This window comes from Microvenator marinus (genome assembly GCF_007993755.1).
In the GTDB taxonomy this organism is placed as follows: domain Bacteria; phylum Myxococcota_A; class Bradymonadia; order Bradymonadales; family Bradymonadaceae; genus Allomicrovenator; species Allomicrovenator marinus.
In genome coordinates this window covers 5,364,073-5,382,104 of record NZ_CP042467.1, presented here as the reverse complement: position 1 = coordinate 5,382,104, position 18,032 = coordinate 5,364,073, and the positions used below count along the sequence as shown (strand labels likewise).

Here is an 18,032-nt window from a genome sequence, read left to right as displayed (position 1 = left end):
AGGGGCGTTATGCGTCATCTGGGATAATCCTCAAAAGTGGTGTCTCAACAGGGACCTCGCGCTCCGTGTTGACATGGCCCATCGGGGATCAAACTTCATGTTTGCCTCCAAGTTTTCGAAAAAGAGGGACACAGACTCAAGGTATTCCTCGACGTGAAAAACGACTTGGCTATTAGTCGGTACTTCCTTCTCTAACCGAAAGAGAGCGTGTTGAAGTACTTCTAAGCCTGAGACCAATCCGTCTCCAAACGGCAACTTGCCAACCAGAGTCGAAGTGGTTGGTTGAAAAATCAGTGTTTTGGCTTCTTCTCGCGTAATCGCTTCTTCCACCATTGAAGAGAGTACTCCCACTGAAGTGGTCGCTATCAAAGACGCCCCCAGTGCCTCGATTTCATTTCCGAACGGACGATAAGAAAGGCACATGGATTCGTCCCCAATCACTAAGCGGGAGGAAGAGCCTAACTGTGAGTGCGAGACGGCATCTGAATCGAACTTTGGTTTCGATACATTGAGTGGGCCCTTCAGGTGACTATCGAGTCGCGCTAAAAACTCATTTCGCGCTCGGACAAATGAATCTTCGAGTTCCGCGTCCCAAGAGTAGCCTTGCGAAGATGCGATTTGCTGAAGAGGCATTCCCAAGAGATAATTCTTTCCCGAGTCTTGCATTTGTAATGGCGGCAGGTCCTCCGGATGAACAGGGATTCTGGGAAAGATGTCAGCCATTCCGATCAGCCAATACTTCGCTAACGTGTTGAGAGGCATGTTTTTCACCCAGTTCTATTTGTTACTGTGCCCGGGTTTAACTTTCACGTTAAAGACTTTCCCGGTCTTGGCGTGTTGAAAGTAATGTACTGAAACCGACTCGGCTCCAGATTTACCATCTAGATAGACTTTGTTCCATTCTCCGGGCGCCTCTTTTCGAAGAACGTCGTTCAATAGCTCCTTGTCTTTCACGTTATGTTTTGTCAACTTCCCCTTAACGAAGTCTTTCGGATAAGCGGGTGCATCTTTTATGCTGTTGTAAAAGCAGTTGTGGACCCACGCGCCCACCTCGCCTACGAAGTACGTGTGGAACTCGTCGACTCCGAAGTTGTAGACGATTTCCATCCGATCCGTCCACTCAAGCGCGCTGACCGTGAGAAGGCCGTTAGTCGCGCTCGGCACGAGGTCGCCGGGCACCAAGTCATCCACGCGCGTCCAACCAAGACCTTCCACAAAGAACGGATGGTTTTCGGTGGTGGCAATCACTTCGCTCGTTCCATCCATGGACTCGAGGGTGACGAGGATGATGGAGCGCTCAGCAGGCTCCGATAGGTTCATGACCTCACGGCATGCAATCTCGCCCGTGAGCTTGCTCCGCGCCAAAACTGAGTCACCTATCTCCACCTCGTCTATCGACTTAACGCTTCCGTCACACATCAACACAGGCGTGTCTTCTGTAAACGAGCAAGGCTTCATGAGCTTTGCCGGGTTGAGCTTTTGGCATCGCCCGTTTTTGCAAATCCATCCACCTGCTCTGGCCAAAAGTCCACCCGCTGTCTTGCCTACCCCTCCCGCAATACGCAAAGGTACTGCAGGAGCCATGACGACCGCCGATACCGACTCGCCTACGATAAGTTCGGCCCAGAACTTCACGGCCCTAAATCCAAAGCCCTGCTTCTCATCATTGAAGACAGACGGATCGTCAGGACCACCCCCTCCCTGGTTCACAAATGTGCTGCATTCAAGTTGCAGTCGCCCACCACACGCAAGTGCGTTGCTCGGCAGTCCGGGACCTTGCGCAATGCTACGTTTGCGATTTCGATTCGACCCAGGGCGTGAGGGTTGCGGTCGTTGGGCACTGGTCCCTGAATTCGCAGCTGGAGGTGAGTTATTCGAGCTACCCACGCTGTGGTCGATAAACATCCCCGAGTCAAAACTCGCAAAGTTGGTTGGACTCGCAGACAGATACCCTGAAGTTCCCTCCATCACGCTTCCGCCAGATGCGTAGTTAGGAACCAGACTCCCACCACTCAATCCCCACGGATCCCAGAAGTTGATCGGGTCTAGTTTGGCAAACGCGTAGAGGTCGTACGAGTCGATGTACTCCAGCGGGTCGTGGCTCATGAACTGGCCGAGCTGCGGCGAGTACCAGCGGTTCCTCATATGACTCAAACCGGTGGTATTCGAGCGCCACATCCCATTAAAGCCAAATGGCATGTTGAGTTCGGTGCAGGTCACCAAGAGGCTGGCTTCCTCGTCGCATAAAACCTGCCCGGAATCATCGTAATGCGTACTCAAGCCCTCCGGCGTGTAGTACACCACGCGCTCTAGCGTACCCGTCGCATCGTCCAAAAGGGCAACCACGTCATCTTTTGGTTGAGTAATCTCACGAGGTGCGCGGCACGCGCTGATTACCTCGTGGGAGGCGTGGGCGCCTTCAAATACGGCACCAAGTGTGGGAAGTCGTGATACCCGCGAAAAACCTCTCGGCAAGACCTCGGGCCTGGCGTCTTTCCACACTGAGGGGCTTGCCAAACCCGTTGAATTCGGCAAACGTTGCCTTTGTCCACACATTACGTCATGCGCCGACCGGCCCGCGAGTCATATTCGAGCTAGGCGCTGCGAAGGCGATAGCACGTCACCCGGCCGTCCACCATTTCGACCGCTTACGTTTCGCATTTGAAGATATTGGGACCGGCAACAAAAACGAGTTCTTCTTTCCAATCTCCGTTGGCGTTCGTTAGAAAAAACATCTCAAATCCCATCATGTCAATCCATCGCTGTAAGAAAGACTCAAGTTGCCCCACCGCGACGACTCCGCGGCCGAACAAGAGAAGAACCCAAGTGTCCAATTGCCAATCTACAGCAAGTCTAAGTGTCTCTAACTGCTCGCCAACATCACAATCCTCTTCGTCCATAGAATGAGTTCCGAGCTTAGTTTTTTTATTCGTCCAGTGATCGTCGGGAAATCCTACAAACATGTTCTTAGCCTCGCCTACAACTGAACCCCAAACAATTTTGGCGTCCTCCGGCGCGAGCATATAAATCGGGAACTCGGGGCACTCATCAAAATCATCGCTATGCCACTCTTCGATAGGTTTCGCCTTTTGGATCCAACTCTCAATTTGGTTTGTCATAGAAAATATGTCCGTCGGTCTTGTTGTTAAAATATTTGATGTGAGGCAAATCGTTGCCAACTTCGATTCACGAGTGCCGCCGTGATTGTAAACTTCATACCCTTTGCCCAACCACCGTTCTGTTTCTTGATTGCTTTTTCTCGTATGCTGTGAAGCATACCGGGTTTGTTCTCTGAGCCGTAATGTTGAGTCGTCACTCGGCCCATCAGATCGTACTCATAGCGAACCTCGCGTGAGTCATCACTACACTGCGAGGCGATGCAATCGGGTGTGTATTCACGAATCACGCACCCAAGGGCGTCTCGCTCCGAGAATGTCACGACCCCAAGTGGGTCACTCGCATGGCTAAGTCGGTCTTCCTTGTCGTACGCAAAGAGCGTGCGTGACGTACCGCTAGCTAGCGGTTGACCGTGTACGGAAGCAAGAGTTCGGTGGCGAACTCTACGGGTCTATCTGTCACGACCAATTGGCGCAGAATCTCAGCGGCCTTTGGATACCATTTGGCGGCCTCCCCTTCCCATTTGACGGCGATTTCGTGACCTGGCGCATCTTTTCCTGCACGGATGAACTCGAGTTCAGCTTGGAGGATGGCGTCAAACTCTGGGACTGAAACACGGCCATGAGCGACCTCTGCCCAGAGCTCCCAACGTGAGCGTTCGGTCGTGGCGAGGTCGTCCATGACGCGGACTGTGATAGCCTGGCCAGCGCGGTTGGTCATGGTGGCGGGAAGGGCCACACAACCATTGCCGCTCAACCAGTCGGCCAAGTATTGCAGGGCCTGGAAGACGTTGTAGCGCACTTCCTCAGGGTCATCGTTGGCAATCACGTCTGACTTCTCGAGTGTGGCGGCGAGCACGGCTCGTGGGTAGAGCGGGTCAGATTTGTCCAGGCCAGGTACGTCCGTTCCAAAGATGAATTCGAGCAAGGGCTCGTGCTCAACGGCGCTGGGGACGAGCTCTTTGACGAGTGTGGTCAGAGTGGTCTCGTCGCCTGCTGCAAGGTCTCTGTAAGCCATCACCAACGCGATTCCCGTGCGTACAAAGTCCGGGTGAGCCACCCAGAATCCATCCAACCCGCGTTTGAGTTGGGTGATGACGTCCTTGATGTAGCCGACCATGGAGACTTCGTACGAAGCTGGGTTGCCGTCCTCAAAGAGCACGCCGTACATGCCTCCAATCTTGATGCCGCCAATCGGGCTCAACTTCTCAACCAGGAGAGTATGCGACTCTTTGATGTGGTTGATGACGATATTCGGGTCTGCCTTGACCGGAATTCGATATCGCGGGTCATTCTTGAAGACGCGCGCGGTCGAACCCAGGAAGTCATGCCAGCCGAGTGAGCCGCCTAGAAAGTAGGGATGAAGGGTGTCGGCAATCTCTCGGATCCTAAAAATCGCGCGCGGATTCTCATAGACGATGAATAGCCGCACTTGCCCCATTTGGTATTCGGGATGACGCGTTTGAAGGAGCTCTTCGGCGGATTTTACCAGATGGTGGATATAGGCCGCTTCCTCTTCGTTTTCGAGTTTTGGGACGTAGAAGACCAACGCCTCTGGCTTGTCCCAATTGTGGAACATATGCATGCCAAAATCGAAGAGATGAAGCGGCAGAGGCTCTCCATCAAGAATATGGTTTCCGTCAGGAATGGCGAGCCCGGGAAAGCGCTTAATTGGCTTTGAGAGGCGCTCATTTTCAAGGCGATACGACTTGTTTCGGTCAGGGTCGTCGAAGCTCAGGGTTCCATCAAAACAGCCCACGAGATTCCTGCACGCGTGCAAGAAATTACGCATGATAGGCGTCTTTGAGTCCTCGTTATCGGCCCCCCAACGCGCAACCTCTCCGGATTCGTTAACCAAGTCGCTAACGATCTTCGGCTCGGCCTTAGGGATACGGTGGATGGCGTTCATCGCGTTGATTGAGAGCTTTGCCGTATCCGGAGGACCAAAGAGGGTCACCTGAATGCCCTCCATAAACCTAGGCACATCCACGGTTTTGGTTGCGTCGCCGCGATAATCTGGATTCGGGCCAATCACGATTCGGCCTTCATCGTCCTTGAGACCGATGACGGTCTTGTAGGCCGGTGAATGGAAATCGAGCTCCGCGTTATGCGCCACAAACTCGGAGGTCTTTTGGTCTATGAATGCTCGGTCTTTCGCGCGCTGGACCAAGACCTTGTTCAGGTGGTCGCGGGTCCTCAAATAGAGCTCAATCAAGAACTTATGCGCCTCAGGCGTCTCGATATCCGGGAACTCGCCGATAGGCCCGGACGCGACTTTAAGACCCTCGACCCCGGGCGCATCTTCCGAATTTTGAATCAGATGGGTCAGTAAATCTGGCGAGATATAATCGGAATAGTATTCGATTTTCATGGGTGCTTTTTCTGCGCCTGAAGGCGCTTCAAATGGAGATGGAACCCTTGCGGAAGTCGCTGCCACCGATATGGACATTGATGAGCACGGGTTTTCCCTGCGCGGCCAACTTCTTGGCTTTTGCGATGGTTTTGTCGATATCCTGAGGCTTGGTGAGAAGGAGCCCCACCCCGCCATAACCCTCGGCAACTTTGTGGTACTCAGTTCGCTCGAGCACGGTGCCAAGTGGTGTTCCCAGAATCTCGACCTGGTCACGGGCAATCTGGGCCCAACTCGCGTCGTTTCCGACCACAGCGATCGGCGCCAACCCATGACGTGCAAAGGTATCAAACTCCGACAACGAATAAGCCGACGAGCCATCGCCCCAGATGATCCAGCATTCCTTTCCTGGCTTGGCTACACCTGCCCCAACCGCAAATCCACCACCCACACCGAGCGTGCCAAAAACACCTGGATCTAGCCATGAGAGTGGTGCGCGCGGCCTCAAGATATACGCGGCAGTCGCGACCCAGTCCCCACCGTCCACCACTAGCACGGCATCATCGGCCATTTGTTCTTCCATCTTGAGGAAGAAGTCGAGTGGGTTGATGAGTCCATCATTTGTGGGCTCTGCGCCCTGCTCTACAATCTGCGCGTCGCGCTCGTCCTCGCGCTTTCGAATCTCGTCGAACCAGCTATCCCACTGACCGGGCTTCGCGGTGCGCGCAAGAGCGTTGAGGAACTCTCCGGGATGATGTTGCACCGCAATATCGGGCCGTCGATTCTTCTTCAAATCCTCGGCGCTCAGGTTTGCCGAGACGAGTGTGCATTTCTTATTGATGCTTCGCCCGTACCCGAGTCGGAAATCAAAGGGGAATCCAGCCACGATGACCACGTCAGCTTTCTTCAACGCGGCGCTTCGCTTGTGGCGGAATTGAACCGGCGAAAATCTTCCGAGGAGTCCCCTTGCGGTGCCACCGAGGAACGTTGGAATGCCCAGACTCTCAATAGCTTTGGCCAAATCGTCAGCTTGTCCGGGAAGCATATTCACGAGCGCTTGGCTTCCGACCACCAGTACGGGCTTCTTCGCGCCGCTCAGCGCCTTTGAGACCTTTGCAACCTGTGCCTCAAAAGAATCGCCGAACATGCTCATGTCGGGGCGCGGAAGGTCGAGGTCGACCTCGACGTGCGGCTGGTGGAACTGGCGGCCGAGATAGCCTTTGACGGCGAGCTCGAGGCCCTTTTCTGGCAAGGTCTTGGGGTTGTCGAGGCCGGCTTCCTTGAGATACCAGGAACGCACCACCTCTTTTGGGTAGAGAAGGTCCACGGGGACTTCTACAAAGACGGGCCCAGGAACACCTTCCATGGCGACTTCGAGCGCTTTGTCGATGGTTGGTCCGAGTGCCTTGACCGTGGTGACGCGCGTTGACCATTTGGTCACAGGCGTCATGAGCGCAATCTGATCGATATCTTGGAGGGAGCCGCGACCACGGAGCACGGTGGCGGTGGCCCCGCCGAGGATGAGGAGTGGGACCTGCGCCATCTCGGCATTTTTGACGGCAGTCACGGTGTTCGTGAGCCCCGGGCCCGCGGTCACTGCGGCCACGCCAGGCAAGCCGGTCATGCGCGCAGTAGCATCGGCAGCGAAGACGGCGTGTTTTTCGTCGCGCACATCCACGATCCGGACGCCATGTTTCTCGGCTCCGACCAAAATGGGCGAGATATGTCCGCCGCAAAGGGTGTAGAGTGCCTTGATGCCGCGGGCTGCTAGCCGCGCCCCGATGATGTCTCCGCCGTGTCGCTCACTCATCGTTTTCCTTATCGCTACACAATCTGTTAGGTTTCCTGCGTCGTCTAAACCGCGGCAAGTGTCAAGATGGATCATCATTGACCAAACGCCGTTGGCATGAAATACGGCACGCGCCTAGTGCTTTAAGAACTGAGAGAATATGAAATTTGAAGACTTTGGGTTAGACCCAAGAATTGTAGAAGCGACCCGCCTGATGGGGTTTGAAACCCCAACTCCAATCCAGGAAGAAGCCATCCCAACCATCATGGAGGGAAGAGACGTCATCGGCGGTGCTCGAACCGGCTCTGGAAAAACCGCAGCGTTTGGATTGCCCCTCATCCACAAAGTTCGCGACGTCAATAAAGGCGTTCACGCACTCGTACTTGTTCCGACTCGCGAGCTCGCCATTCAGGTATCAGATGCGTTGACGCAAATGGCCTCGAAGACCCGCGTGCAAGTTCTGACCATTTACGGTGGTGCAGCATACCAACCGCAGTTTAAGGGTCTGGCACGCGGTGTGCCGATTGTAGTCGGCACCCCTGGCCGTATTATCGACCACTTGGACAAGGGTTCATTGGACCTGAGCAAGCTCGAAATGCTCGTGCTTGACGAGGCCGACGAGATGCTCCGCATGGGCTTCATCGAGGATGTTGAGCGCATCATGGACGCCACGCCCGAGACCCGTCAGGTTGCCCTCTTCTCGGCGACTTTGCCACCACCGATCGCTCGCGTGGCAAAGAAACACCTCAAAGATCCTGTCAACGTACAGGTGGAAGATAGCGGCCTGACCTCGCACCATATCCAGCAGGGTCACGTAATGGTGCCGCACTCGAGCAAGATGGACGCCCTGCGGCGAATCTTGCGCGGAACCCCTCATGAAGCCGTGCTCGTCTTCGCCCGAACACGCGCGTCGTGCGCCGATGTGGCGGAGAATCTGAACGATGCCGGTGTTTCGGCTGAAGCTCTACACGGAGACTTGAGCCAGTCTGCTCGCGAAGCCGTGGTGGGAAGGCTTAGAAACCGTCAGATCAAGGTGGTTGTGGCGACTGACGTGGCCGCGCGCGGGATTGATATCGACCATATCACCTTCGTAGTGAACTACGATTTACCTCAAGATACAGAAACCTACGTGCACCGCATCGGCCGCACAGGTCGTGCGGGTCGCGAAGGCTTGGCGATCACGTTCGTGTCTCCGGCTGAACAACGAAAGTTGCGCTATATGGAGAAGGACCTCGACGCGGCGATTCCTGAGTACGACGTACCGTCGGATTTCGAAATCGCGAGTGCGCAGCAGCACACTCTGGCGCAGGCCATGGGTATGGTGAGCGACAAGGAGCTCAATCGCGCTGAGAAGTGGATCGAGCATCTGATTGGCACTGGTGTTTGGGACCTCGAACACCTCGCCGCCGCTGCAACCGCCCTGCTCGCCCGCGAGCGTGGCATCGACTTGTTCATGGAGCGGACCAAAGACCGGCCGACCTACGTTCGGAAGTCGGTACGCGCCATGCGTGACTCAAACCCACGCGATGACCGAAAGTCCAAGGGCAAGAAAGGAAAACAGAGCCGTGGCGGTGATGCGCCAAGCTTTGCGGACGTGAATCAGGTGCAACTCATTTTGACGGCTGGCTCCAACCAGGGCATTCGAGTCGGCGATGTGGTAGGCGCGATTGCCAATGAAACGGGCGTTAGCGGCGGCCATATCGGCCGTGTTCAGGTCAGTCGTGGCAAGACCACGGTGGGCATGAGCGCGGAGCTCGCGCAGATCATGCTCAACGAACACTCCACCGTGAGCCTTCGTGGCATCGATGTTTCAGTAGTTCCCGACGATGGACGCGGCGTCCAAAAGGTTGTGACCAAGTCCAAGAAGGGCAAGAAGAAGTAGAGGAGACCTGAAAGATGAAAAAACTACTCTTCACTTTGGCCTTGGGCACCCTGGGATGTCAGTCGGCTCCTGAGGAAGCTCCAACGCGGACCTGCACTGCAGTGGTCATCCGACACGCGGAAGCTTTCACGAATGTCGGACAGACCGACGGACTCACTGACGAGCAGGCAAATGCCCTGACTCCAAAGGGTGTTCAACAAGCCGAGGACCTTTCGGACGAGCTCAAATCGCTTGGGCTGGAAGTCCTGATTTCCTCGGAAATTGGGCGTGCTCAAAACACCGCGAAGGTGCTGGCTGAAGACCTTGGGCTTAACGATGTGATTGTGGATGCTCGATTCAATATGTTGTCTCGAGGCGACGATCCAAACCCCGAGATTGGCTCGTGGGATTGGCGCGTGACGCATTGGAAGGCTGGCCAGGACCGAACGCCGCCGAACGGCGAGTCGATGAAAGATGGTGTGGAGCGCGTGAACGGGGCTCTTCAGGAGTACTGCAAAGCCCACAAACGCTTTGGTGTCGTCACACATTCGGACGTCATCGCGGGCGTTCGCGCCTCAAACGCGGGCACCTCGCTCATGACGGCTCACGAGTCGATGATGATCGAACCGGCAGACTTCGTGTTGCTAAGCCTCTAGCCTCACTCTAAGAAAGCTGCCAGCGGCCGAAACACCCGGTCCGCCCAGGCCGATTCGTTATGAGGCGCGCCGGGCTCGTGCCAGTGCCAGAAGTCTACGCCGGCCACAAATCCTTTATTCAACAAGACTGCTTCCAACTGTTTGTTTTCACAGTAGTTGTCGGTGCCATCTCCGTCGTCTTCGATGCCATCACCGTCGGAGTCTGCGCAATCGCCAAACCCTCCTGAGTCGATGTAGATGCGGATTTCCGGTTTTGCTGCCGCCTCAAACAAGTCGATGATCGTTTGGTTCTGAGCGTCGATGCTTCCCCAGCCGGCGGTGCCCGAAAGACTCGCCACGAAATCGTAGTCTGAGGTTTGCGTCAAGGCCGCGTAAAGCGAGACTAGGCCACCCAACGAAGACCCCATCATTCCAACTTTGGCTGGCTCGCCGTAGTGTTGTGCAATCAATGGCCGGACTTGGTCCTTGATCATGGCCAGGTAGGCGTCGGCGCCACCTCCAACGGAGGAGCCGGTCGCGTTGTCGGTGGTGTGCGTATAGTCTTGAAAGCGCTCGGGGGTATTGTCGACCCCAACGATCATCAGCCCTTCTGGCGCGGATTCATTGAGGCGCCAGCCACCGTTGATGGCATCGGGTTCAAAGAGGTTCTGGCCATCGTGTGCGTAAATCAACGCTGTGGGCTCGCCAGAAGGCACCCAGACACGGACGGTACGTCGGCTCACAGTCTGAGTTCCGATTTGGAAGAAACGCTCTCTATGAGCCTCTGAAGCGATGCTCGAGCGCAGATAGCTGATTGGACCATTCTCGTCCCATCCGTAGGCGCGTGACCAGATATCGGCAGCCCAATTGCTCTGGGTCTCGTCTTGAATCCTAAGGAACTTGTAGGCTCGTCCTTCACTGATGACTGCCCACCTAAAGCCCGTATCTTGGGTGAGTGCTTGCCCCTGCCAGCCATCAAAATCGCCCGCTATGTGGGTAAACTCAGTGGAGTCTGTCACCACGAGATAGCCTTGTTCGGTGGCCAACGGCCATCCGGACTCGGTTTCATTGGCGATTCGAAGTCTCTCAGCTTCGAAATCTTGACGCAGGGCATCCAGGGTTTGGTCGAGTACGCTTGGGTCAGGGTCTGGAAGGTCTTCCAGGTCGCTGAGATCTTCAGAGGTGCCGAGATCCTCGGAGGTGCTGAGATCGTCTTGGGTGCTAAAATCTACGGAACTTGAGACGTCTTCCTGGGTGCCCATGTCCTGGACGGGAGGGTCTGGATCTGATGAGCAACTAACTAGGACCAAGCAGAGCGCCAGAATTGTACACGCGGGCTCTGTCCGCGTTGGATGAGTTCTGCAGATTTTCATAGTATCCATGGGGTCTTGATACTCAGGACGACAGAGCCCTCCTCTACACGAGTCTTAACAAAGCGGGTGGTCTACACAATCACCACAGGAGCATGATTCGAAGAAGGGGTCACATTGTCCGTCGTTGTTGCAGGTGTTGCACCCGTCATTGCCATTGCATACCGCACACACACAATCGCTGTACTCAGTCGTGGGCGGGAAGCTAGTTGTCGTAACTTCACATTGACTCAAACAACCCATGCACGCACACGAGTTCGGGTTGTTGACAGAACACGTACCGCCCTCTGGCTGCTGCAATCCACAAGCAAAGGAGCTGTTATTGAAGCAGCCCGCGAGGTCCACCTGGCACGTGCCACCGCAGGAAAGGCTTCCGTCGTCATACCCAAACGATTGGCAATTCAATCCTTGAAGGTCGTTTCCGTCGCACTGCTCCGCTCCCTGTGCTAACCCGTCTCCACATTGGTTGGAGCGGCAAAGGGATTCGTCGAACTCACAACTCGTAGTGCATCTTAGTGTCCCAGAGTCGTAGCCCAAGGACGTGCAGCTTTGGGCGCCGAGGTCGGTGCCGTCGCAAAGTTCGCCACCATCTAGGCGACCATTCCCACAGAGACTTCTGAAACAACTCGAGGTATCGAAACCGGCGCAGTTGGCTTGACACCTCAATGTTCCACCACCCGCAAAACCCACGCTTGTGCAGGTGTTTCCGCGCAAATCGCTGGTATCACAAGCCTCGTTCCCTTCCGCGAAGGAGTCGCCGCAGATGATAACTGGATTGTTCTGATTATTGGTCGGATTGTTCTGGTTGGTTAGGTTATTTTGATTGCCGGTGTTCGACTGATTATTGGTCGGATTGTTGAAGTTGTTGGTTGGGTTATTGAAATTATTCGTGGGGTTATTCGAGTTGTTGGAATTGTTTGTGGGATTGTTCGGATTGTCCATAGACCTGCAGAACCCATCCGTACAAATGAGCCCAGGATTGCAGGTATCGTTTGGATAGCATGGCAGGTTCAAGGTGCCGGCCGACGAGGTTCCCGCCTTCTTGGTTGGCGGATCTCCACAGGCAAAACCCAAAAGCGCCACAGACAAGACAATCAACTTGAACACATTCATCGCACACTCCTAACCGCTCGAAAACCTGCGGCACCAAAACAAAATACCAATGAAAAAGCAACAGCTTTGGCTTAAATTGGATGTGTACCCAAATTCACCACGCGATTCACCTGAAGAAACCTAAAAATGCAGTAGCCGTCCATAGTACTTTACGAACCGAAGGCCTTCGCTGTACAAGGCTGGGCTTCGAATTTCTCGAATGAAGACAGAGGCGCGAAACCTAATAAGGAAAGTTATGAAGCTCAAAACCCTGACCCTATTTGCGATTCTCCTTGCTGCCAACACGGCTCTCGCTCACGCTGGACACTATCACGCTCCAGGATTTCTGGACGGCCTAGCCCATCCAGTCACCGGTTTGGACCACCTTCTGGCTACCTTGGCCACGGGCCTAATCGCGTTCGGTGCGAGTTTTAAGGCCGTGAGTTTGGTAGAGGCGCGCCGGACCGCGATGATGATCAGCACGGCTTTGGTTACGGGTTTTGTGCTTCTGCATGGCTACGCGCATGTGTTGAAGACTCCGGAAGCTGCCGCCAGCTATTCTATCGGTCTTGGAATCGCGACCGTTGCACTACATGCAGCCACAGCGGGACTCGGCTTCCTGGCTTCTGTATCTGTAGAGGAGCGCTCTCGCCTCCTCAGATGAATGGTGCAGAACTCGCCCAAGGTTCATCTCACGCGGACAGAGCCCGCGTGTACTCGTCTTTCATTCTTGCTACCAAGTCTTTGACGCTCGGGATGTCGTGAATCGCCGCGGCACCATGTCCGGCCGACCAAATCGTCTTCCACGCCTTGGCCTCCTCACTCATCGAAAGCTTTTCGCCGAAATTGACATGCCCAGGCTTCGTGAGCTCTTTCATGTCAAAGCCATTGGCCTCGAGGCTTTGCCGCATGAAATTGGCTGGAACCCCAGAAACTGCCGGCGTATGCACAATATCGGCGGTGCGCGCGTCACAAACCATCTGCTTGTATTCAGGCTGCGCACTGCTCTCCTTAGTGGCCACAAATCGCGTACCCACATAGGCAAAATCAGCACCGAGAACTTTCGCAGCTGCGATATCTCGGCCGGTTGAGATCGAGCCCGCCAATAAAACGGTCTTGTCGAAGAACTCGCGGACTTCGTTGAAGAACCCGAACGGATTTAGGAAACCGGCGTGGCCCCCTGCTCCACCGCTGACCAGGATAAGCCCGTCAACGCCCGCCTCGGCAGCTTTCTCGGCGTGTCTGCGCGTGGTCACGTCGTGAAAAACCAGTCCACCATAGGAATGCACGGCATCCACGACCTCCTGCACCGCACCAAGCGACGTGATGATCAGCGGAACCTTATTTGCCACACAAACTTCCAAATCTGCTTCGAGACGTGGGTTCGAGCGATGCACGATCAAGTTCACGCCATAAGCCGAATCCTCGGGACCAAGCGTTTCATTGAGCTCTTGGACCCAGTCCTGAAAGCCCTCGGTGGTGCGTTGATTCAGAGCGGGAAAGGTCCCAACCACCTGTTCTTTGCAGGTCGCACGCACGAGCTCGAGGCCCGAGACTAGGAACATCGGAGCAGCGATTAACGGAAGTCTTTTTCTCTCATAAATACCTAGCATTTTTCAGGCTCCTTGATTTGGATTTGGTTCACTTATAGTCCAGAATCAGGCGTCAACCCAACGGAAACTGAGATGTCTTTTAAACGCGCGATTTTGCTCCTTGGTGCCACATTTTGGATTGGATGTGTTCCGGTCCCGCTGCTCATCCCACCCATCAAGGTCGATGCCGGTGTCGCAGCAAAAGGTGGCCCAGAAGGGATAGCTGCCACATTCCCTCTGCGGGCGGGCATCCATCTGCTGCAGCTCAATCCAAACGGCTATTTTAGGAGTTTCGACATCGGCCCAGGCTGGAGTGTTTTCCCAGTGACGAGTGGGGAGTTGCGGCACGGTCCATACCTAGAAGGCGGACTACTTTGGCCCGTGGAAAATGGTCCACGCTGGGGCACAAACGTCAAAGCGCACTATCTCTTCTCCGGTCAAGAACGTCCGCATGCCGCCGCGTTCACAGTCCAAGGCACTGTTGAATGGGCCGACTGGTCCGATGGAGTTTTTGGCGAGTGTAGCTCTTCGGAAGGTTGTGCGTTTGGTGTTTCCCACGGCGAGGCGAGTATCGGCTTCTTTTTGGAAGCGTCCACGGCTATTCACCCGGGACAAGCCGCGGACTTTTGGGCCGGCGGCGGCCTGATCCTGCGAATCCCCATGAGTGTTGGATTTCTGATGGTCCCGCTTTGGGAGCTAGACAGCGACGACTAGCCGCCTAAGCCTTAGAGGCCTTCGGGTAGGCAGACAATTGCTGTGGAAAGAGGCGCCGACGACGTGCCAACATAACGCTCTTTCTCAACTGCAACCGTGCCAGGAAGTGCCGCACAATTTGAGTTTTGCGCAGCCGACTTGGACACACAACTTCCAGTTTCTCCGCCGTCAAGCGACACGCAGAACGTACCGGCTCGGCCCGGGAAGTCGGAGCAGAACCCTTCACATGGCATCACGCAGAACCCGCCTTCGTCGTAGCTAAGGCACGAGGCGTTCTCGGCAAACGAACACGTATCGCTATCTTCGCACTCACTTCCAACCCATGGCTGTGCTGCTGGTTCTTCGCCGTTCAAGAGGGGGAAGGTATTGAGGTCGTCGAGATTCACGAAGGTCATCTCAGAGGCTTTCATCTGCTGAATGATCCCATCGAGACTCTCAGCGGTATAAGGATTGACGTCATGGAAAAGTACAATTCCACCGTTCTTGCGGTAGACTTGTTGCATCACCAACTCGCCCATATTGTCCCGCACCGCGTCCGGAACGTGTTTGAATGTGCGAGCGTCACAATAGCCAACGCCACCGGTGGCGCTCGCAAAGCACCAGTCAGCGGAGTCAGTGTGCCAGCCCGTAATCTTGTAGCCAAAGGAGCGCACCAAGTCGGCGGTTGAGCAGTTTGAACTACCGAACGGGAACCGGAAGAACTCGGGCGTCACACCCGCACCTTCAATGATGGTGTGGGTATTATCAACTTCAGCCTCAACACGGGCGAGGTCCGCCATGGTGCCAAGATTCGAGTGGTTGTGGGAGTGGTTGGCGAGGATATGTCCTTCGTCCACGATGCGCTTGAGCGCGTCTCGAGCAGCTTGGGAGTTGACGCGTTTGCCGTTGATGAAGAAGGTCGCCTTGATGCCGTGTTGAGCGAGCGTGTCCAAAACCATATTCGTATAAGTTGGGTGAGGACCGTCGTCGAACGTCAAAGAGACTTTGCCACCGAATCCACCTGGATCCGGGACGTAAACGCCATTGCAGCCGCTGGTGTCAGCCTTACCCGACTGGAGGTCGTCAAAGGCCTCTCCCCACGCTTCGATGCCATCTTCGGTATAGGGCTCCCCGTTATCTTCCAGGAACTCTGGGTCAGGGGCATCGGTGCCGCATGCGCTCAAACTCAAGGCCAAGAATCCAGCAAACATCCAATTCAAATTCTTCATTTATTCTCCCGGCGGTTCACGCGACCGTACAACTATATCATCCAGTGCCCGGCGAAACTAGCAAATCGCCGTGGAAGATCAACTAGTAGCGAGGAGTTTTCAGGAGGTTTCAGGCGTGTTGAGACGCCTTTTCTACTGCGCATGTTGAGTGCTAGTGTCGATTCGATGACAAATGCACCACATCCCGAAGAAAGCCTGACTCGACGACTGCCTCAAGAGCCGCACTACCAGCCGCTTCGTCCGGTGGGCTATCGCCCGAGCGAAATCGCTACGCTTGGCCTGCTGATCCTGATCGTGAGCCTCGCGTGGTGGTTGAGTCAGAGCCTGCTTGTTCTCGTGTTGAGTATTCTCGTTTTTGCACTCGCCTCTACAGCGCACGCCTACTGGAGACAACGCCACGCTAGGCGCCAGAATCGGCTTGCGGAGGCCTTGCTCGAAGCAGGAAATTTGGAGGAGGCCTCGGCTAGCTTCGAAGAGCTCTGTCTGAACTATCTTGCTCACCCTATGCACCCAATTTTCGTAATGAACCGAGGTGTCGCCATGCTTTGGAATGGTGAGTTAGAGCGAGCGATGGAGCTCTTCAATTCTGCGTCAGAAAGCATGAAGCTAAGCCCGATACGTTTTGGGAGTTTTCGCCGAAACGTCAAACTCCATCGCGCCCTGGTTCTCATTCTTTTTGGTCAAGACGCAGATGCAGAGGAGATTTTGAAGACCGTCAAACCGATGCACCGAGCCAGAGTTGAGACCGTTCTAAAATCTCCAAAAGGCCACGACGGTCTCCCGGAAAAAACGCGCGAACTCTGGCTAAAACGGACGTCTAAGAATGAAGAACAACCCGGCCAGTGAGTTACTCGAAAATCGCCGGAGGAATCACGAGAGGCGTCAGTAGGAGGAAGAATGAGACTACGTAATCCCACGCTTTGGCATCACGGGTTTCAGGCGCCATCATGTTGTTCTTGACAGCAAAGATCAGTGGTCTTGAGTAGATGCGTTTCGTCAGTGCCGAGAGTGTTTTGCACAAGATGAGGTAGACCCACGGCATCATGAGGTACGTGGAACCATACCAGAACTCTGGCCCCATTAGATTCGCAAGAGCGATCCCAACCGACGCTAGTACTGAGCCGACCAACACATGAGCGAATATGTGATTGTTGGACTCCTGAATCCGGTAAAACTCACGAGTCCAGAGGGTGGTCACACAAAAGTAGAGCGTATGAATTACCAGCCCTACAACCATCCAAGTCGTGCCACTCATTGGGACTCCACCTTTCCAAAGCTGAACCCTTGCCCTTCTGGGCAGGCTAAGTCTTCGACGCAAACCTCCCTACCCTCCAACTGACAACACTCTTCGCGTATCCCGCAGTCTAGGCTCGAGTAACACGTGGGTTCCTCGATACCGACGACTAGGAGTGGCGCGTCCGCCGATGTTCCGAATTCGAAAATGAGGTCGAACTTCTTGCCATTTTGGATGGCTCCATCGAGTTGTGCGCAGACCTCCGGCGCCCCGCAATCGAGCCTCTTCTCGTCGATGAAAGATCTCCTGTCCGCTCCAAAATATGGAGCCGAGATACCATGGAGCCTCACAGGTCCCTGCAAAACTTCTTTTTCCCAGATTACTTTTTCCACCGAGTGGCTCGTGTGGCGCCAAGTCGCATTGTACCGGCTTTGAATCAAAATTTTCAGAGCCTTTCCCCACTGATGAGTGTGGGGATACGGAAGCCCTATTTCATCGTCTTCCACATACGTACCGTCTTCGGAAGCCATCAAAACTTTGAACGATGGATATGACGCATCTCGATTCGGCTGCTTGTAGTGCAAGTAGGTGATTTCCGAATACGTTGGCGGCTCCTCGGGCTGACACAACTGGGTGCCGCACGCCGGTGCCAGCAGGATCAAAGCCAGCACGGCTCTGCGATTATTCACCCACGGGCGCCGCCATCGCCTCGACTTTTGCATCCTTCAACTCCATACAATGCTCGCTTTTAAAAGGGAGCACGGCACGGGCTTCACCCTCATATTCCACTCGTTGCCCGACTTCAAAATTGGCATTCTTGAGGCAGTACTCTGACTGAGTGTTGACGTCTTGCAAGACCAAGACGTCCTCAGAGTTGCCGGCTTTGACCTCGGCGATGCCAGTCACTTTCTGAAACGAACCCGGTTTGACGGGAGCCTCTTTTCCTGACTCGGATGTTTGGCACGAGAAAATGGCCGTTGAAGTCAAAGCCATGGCGAAAGTTAATGCTGTTTTGCGATACATTCTCTGAGTATAGATGCTTTGCACTCAGGCACAACCTGGTACCTGTCT

General features: G+C 54.8%; 16 protein-coding genes. 5 read left to right on the top strand and 11 right to left on the bottom strand.

Translation table 11 applies throughout. The features are described from left to right. Window positions 1–777: 777 nt before the first annotated feature. The 4 genes from FRD01_RS22070 to FRD01_RS22055 form a co-directional block, all read right to left on the bottom strand. Window positions 778–2,502, bottom strand: coding sequence for a polymorphic toxin-type HINT domain-containing protein (locus tag FRD01_RS22070; RefSeq protein WP_249755830.1), 1,725 nt, complete (start codon window positions 2,500–2,502; stop codon window positions 778–780). 146 nt (window positions 2,503–2,648) lie between these two features. Continuing rightward, window positions 2,649–3,230, bottom strand: a complete 582-nt coding sequence (locus tag FRD01_RS22065) for a hypothetical protein (RefSeq protein ID WP_146963102.1) — start codon at window positions 3,228–3,230, stop codon at window positions 2,649–2,651. Window positions 3,231–3,516: 286 nt separating this feature from the next. Next, window positions 3,517–5,487, bottom strand: coding sequence for an aldolase/citrate lyase/malate synthase family protein (locus tag FRD01_RS22060; protein ID WP_249755829.1), 1,971 nt, complete (start codon window positions 5,485–5,487; stop codon window positions 3,517–3,519). 28 nt (window positions 5,488–5,515) lie between these two features. Beyond that, window positions 5,516–7,276 (bottom strand): thiamine pyrophosphate-binding protein, encoded by a 1,761-nt coding sequence (locus FRD01_RS22055; RefSeq protein ID WP_146963100.1) that lies wholly within the window; start codon window positions 7,274–7,276, stop codon window positions 5,516–5,518. A 139-nt stretch (window positions 7,277–7,415) separates the two neighbouring features. Here FRD01_RS22055 and FRD01_RS22050 point away from each other — a divergent pair, with 139 nt between their 5' ends. After that, complete coding sequence (locus tag FRD01_RS22050; RefSeq protein WP_146963099.1) at window positions 7,416–9,137, top strand: DEAD/DEAH box helicase; 1,722 nt, start codon at window positions 7,416–7,418, stop codon at window positions 9,135–9,137. Window positions 9,138–9,151: 14 nt separating this feature from the next. Next, a complete protein-coding gene (locus FRD01_RS22045) occupies window positions 9,152–9,772 on the top strand; it encodes a histidine phosphatase family protein (RefSeq protein ID WP_146963098.1) in 621 nt (206 codons plus the stop codon). Between the two features lie 2 nt (window positions 9,773–9,774). Here the strand turns inward: FRD01_RS22045 and FRD01_RS22040 are convergent, their stop codons facing one another. Continuing rightward, window positions 9,775–11,133 (bottom strand): alpha/beta hydrolase, encoded by a 1,359-nt coding sequence (locus FRD01_RS22040; protein ID WP_146963097.1) that lies wholly within the window; start codon window positions 11,131–11,133, stop codon window positions 9,775–9,777. 45 nt (window positions 11,134–11,178) lie between these two features. Next, entirely contained in the window at window positions 11,179–12,234 is a 1,056-nt protein-coding gene (locus FRD01_RS22035; RefSeq protein ID WP_146963096.1) for a hypothetical protein, read from the bottom strand. 235 nt (window positions 12,235–12,469) lie between these two features. Here FRD01_RS22035 and FRD01_RS22030 point away from each other — a divergent pair, with 235 nt between their 5' ends. Beyond that, entirely contained in the window at window positions 12,470–12,877 is a 408-nt protein-coding gene (locus FRD01_RS22030; protein WP_146963095.1) for a HupE/UreJ family protein, read from the top strand. A gap of 28 nt (window positions 12,878–12,905) precedes the next feature. Here FRD01_RS22030 and FRD01_RS22025 read toward each other — a convergent pair whose 3' ends face one another. Beyond that, window positions 12,906–13,826, bottom strand: a complete 921-nt coding sequence (locus FRD01_RS22025) for an NAD(P)H-dependent flavin oxidoreductase (protein WP_146963094.1) — start codon at window positions 13,824–13,826, stop codon at window positions 12,906–12,908. A gap of 72 nt (window positions 13,827–13,898) precedes the next feature. On the opposite strand from FRD01_RS22025, the gene FRD01_RS22020 reads away from it, so the two are divergent. After that, window positions 13,899–14,519: a hypothetical protein gene (locus FRD01_RS22020; protein ID WP_146963093.1), complete on the top strand. Its 621-nt coding sequence runs from the start codon at window positions 13,899–13,901 to the stop codon at window positions 14,517–14,519. An 11-nt stretch (window positions 14,520–14,530) separates the two neighbouring features. Here FRD01_RS22020 and FRD01_RS22015 read toward each other — a convergent pair whose 3' ends face one another. Beyond that, on the bottom strand, window positions 14,531–15,727 hold the full coding sequence (locus FRD01_RS22015; RefSeq protein ID WP_146963092.1) for a polysaccharide deacetylase family protein: 1,197 nt from the start codon (window positions 15,725–15,727) through the stop codon (window positions 14,531–14,533). A gap of 165 nt (window positions 15,728–15,892) precedes the next feature. Here FRD01_RS22015 and FRD01_RS22010 point away from each other — a divergent pair, with 165 nt between their 5' ends. Beyond that, the gene (locus FRD01_RS22010) at window positions 15,893–16,573 is read left to right on the top strand and encodes a tetratricopeptide repeat protein (protein WP_146963091.1); all 681 of its coding nucleotides are present in this window, start codon (window positions 15,893–15,895) and stop codon (window positions 16,571–16,573) included. A gap of 1 nt (window position 16,574) precedes the next feature. On the opposite strand, the gene FRD01_RS22005 is transcribed toward FRD01_RS22010, so the two are convergent. From FRD01_RS22005 to FRD01_RS21995, 3 genes are read right to left on the bottom strand one after another with little or no spacing between them, the layout of a single operon-like run. Next, the gene (locus tag FRD01_RS22005; protein ID WP_146963090.1) at window positions 16,575–16,982 is read right to left on the bottom strand and encodes a hypothetical protein; all 408 of its coding nucleotides are present in this window, start codon (window positions 16,980–16,982) and stop codon (window positions 16,575–16,577) included. Then, complete coding sequence (locus FRD01_RS22000) at window positions 16,979–17,683, bottom strand: hypothetical protein (protein WP_146963089.1); 705 nt, start codon at window positions 17,681–17,683, stop codon at window positions 16,979–16,981. The genes FRD01_RS22005 and FRD01_RS22000 overlap by 4 nt, the downstream gene beginning before the upstream one ends. Further along, complete coding sequence (locus tag FRD01_RS21995; RefSeq protein ID WP_249755828.1) at window positions 17,643–17,954, bottom strand: hypothetical protein; 312 nt, start codon at window positions 17,952–17,954, stop codon at window positions 17,643–17,645. The genes FRD01_RS22000 and FRD01_RS21995 overlap by 41 nt, the downstream gene beginning before the upstream one ends. Between the last annotated feature and the right edge of the window lie 78 nt (window positions 17,955–18,032).

What these genes read in the sequence shown, in the direction of transcription:
- FRD01_RS22060 (WP_249755829.1), bottom strand. Translation starts at nt 5,487, where the DNA reads ATGAAAATCGAATACTATTCCGATTATATCTCGCCAGATTTACTGACC.
- FRD01_RS22055 (WP_146963100.1), bottom strand. Translation starts at nt 7,276, where the DNA reads ATGAGTGAGCGACACGGCGGAGACATCATCGGGGCGCGGCTAGCAGCC.
- FRD01_RS22050 (WP_146963099.1), top strand. Translation starts at nt 7,416, where the DNA reads ATGAAATTTGAAGACTTTGGGTTAGACCCAAGAATTGTAGAAGCGACC.
- FRD01_RS22045 (WP_146963098.1), top strand. Translation starts at nt 9,152, where the DNA reads ATGAAAAAACTACTCTTCACTTTGGCCTTGGGCACCCTGGGATGTCAG.
- FRD01_RS22040 (WP_146963097.1), bottom strand. Translation starts at nt 11,133, where the DNA reads ATGGATACTATGAAAATCTGCAGAACTCATCCAACGCGGACAGAGCCC.
- FRD01_RS22035 (WP_146963096.1), bottom strand. Translation starts at nt 12,234, where the DNA reads ATGAATGTGTTCAAGTTGATTGTCTTGTCTGTGGCGCTTTTGGGTTTT.
- FRD01_RS22030 (WP_146963095.1), top strand. Translation starts at nt 12,470, where the DNA reads ATGAAGCTCAAAACCCTGACCCTATTTGCGATTCTCCTTGCTGCCAAC.
- FRD01_RS22025 (WP_146963094.1), bottom strand. Translation starts at nt 13,826, where the DNA reads ATGCTAGGTATTTATGAGAGAAAAAGACTTCCGTTAATCGCTGCTCCG.
- FRD01_RS22020 (WP_146963093.1), top strand. Translation starts at nt 13,899, where the DNA reads ATGTCTTTTAAACGCGCGATTTTGCTCCTTGGTGCCACATTTTGGATT.
- FRD01_RS22015 (WP_146963092.1), bottom strand. Translation starts at nt 15,727, where the DNA reads ATGAAGAATTTGAATTGGATGTTTGCTGGATTCTTGGCCTTGAGTTTG.
- FRD01_RS22010 (WP_146963091.1), top strand. Translation starts at nt 15,893, where the DNA reads ATGACAAATGCACCACATCCCGAAGAAAGCCTGACTCGACGACTGCCT.
- FRD01_RS22005 (WP_146963090.1), bottom strand. Translation starts at nt 16,982, where the DNA reads ATGAGTGGCACGACTTGGATGGTTGTAGGGCTGGTAATTCATACGCTC.
- FRD01_RS22000 (WP_146963089.1), bottom strand. Translation starts at nt 17,683, where the DNA reads ATGCAAAAGTCGAGGCGATGGCGGCGCCCGTGGGTGAATAATCGCAGA.
- FRD01_RS21995 (WP_249755828.1), bottom strand. Translation starts at nt 17,954, where the DNA reads ATGGCTTTGACTTCAACGGCCATTTTCTCGTGCCAAACATCCGAGTCA.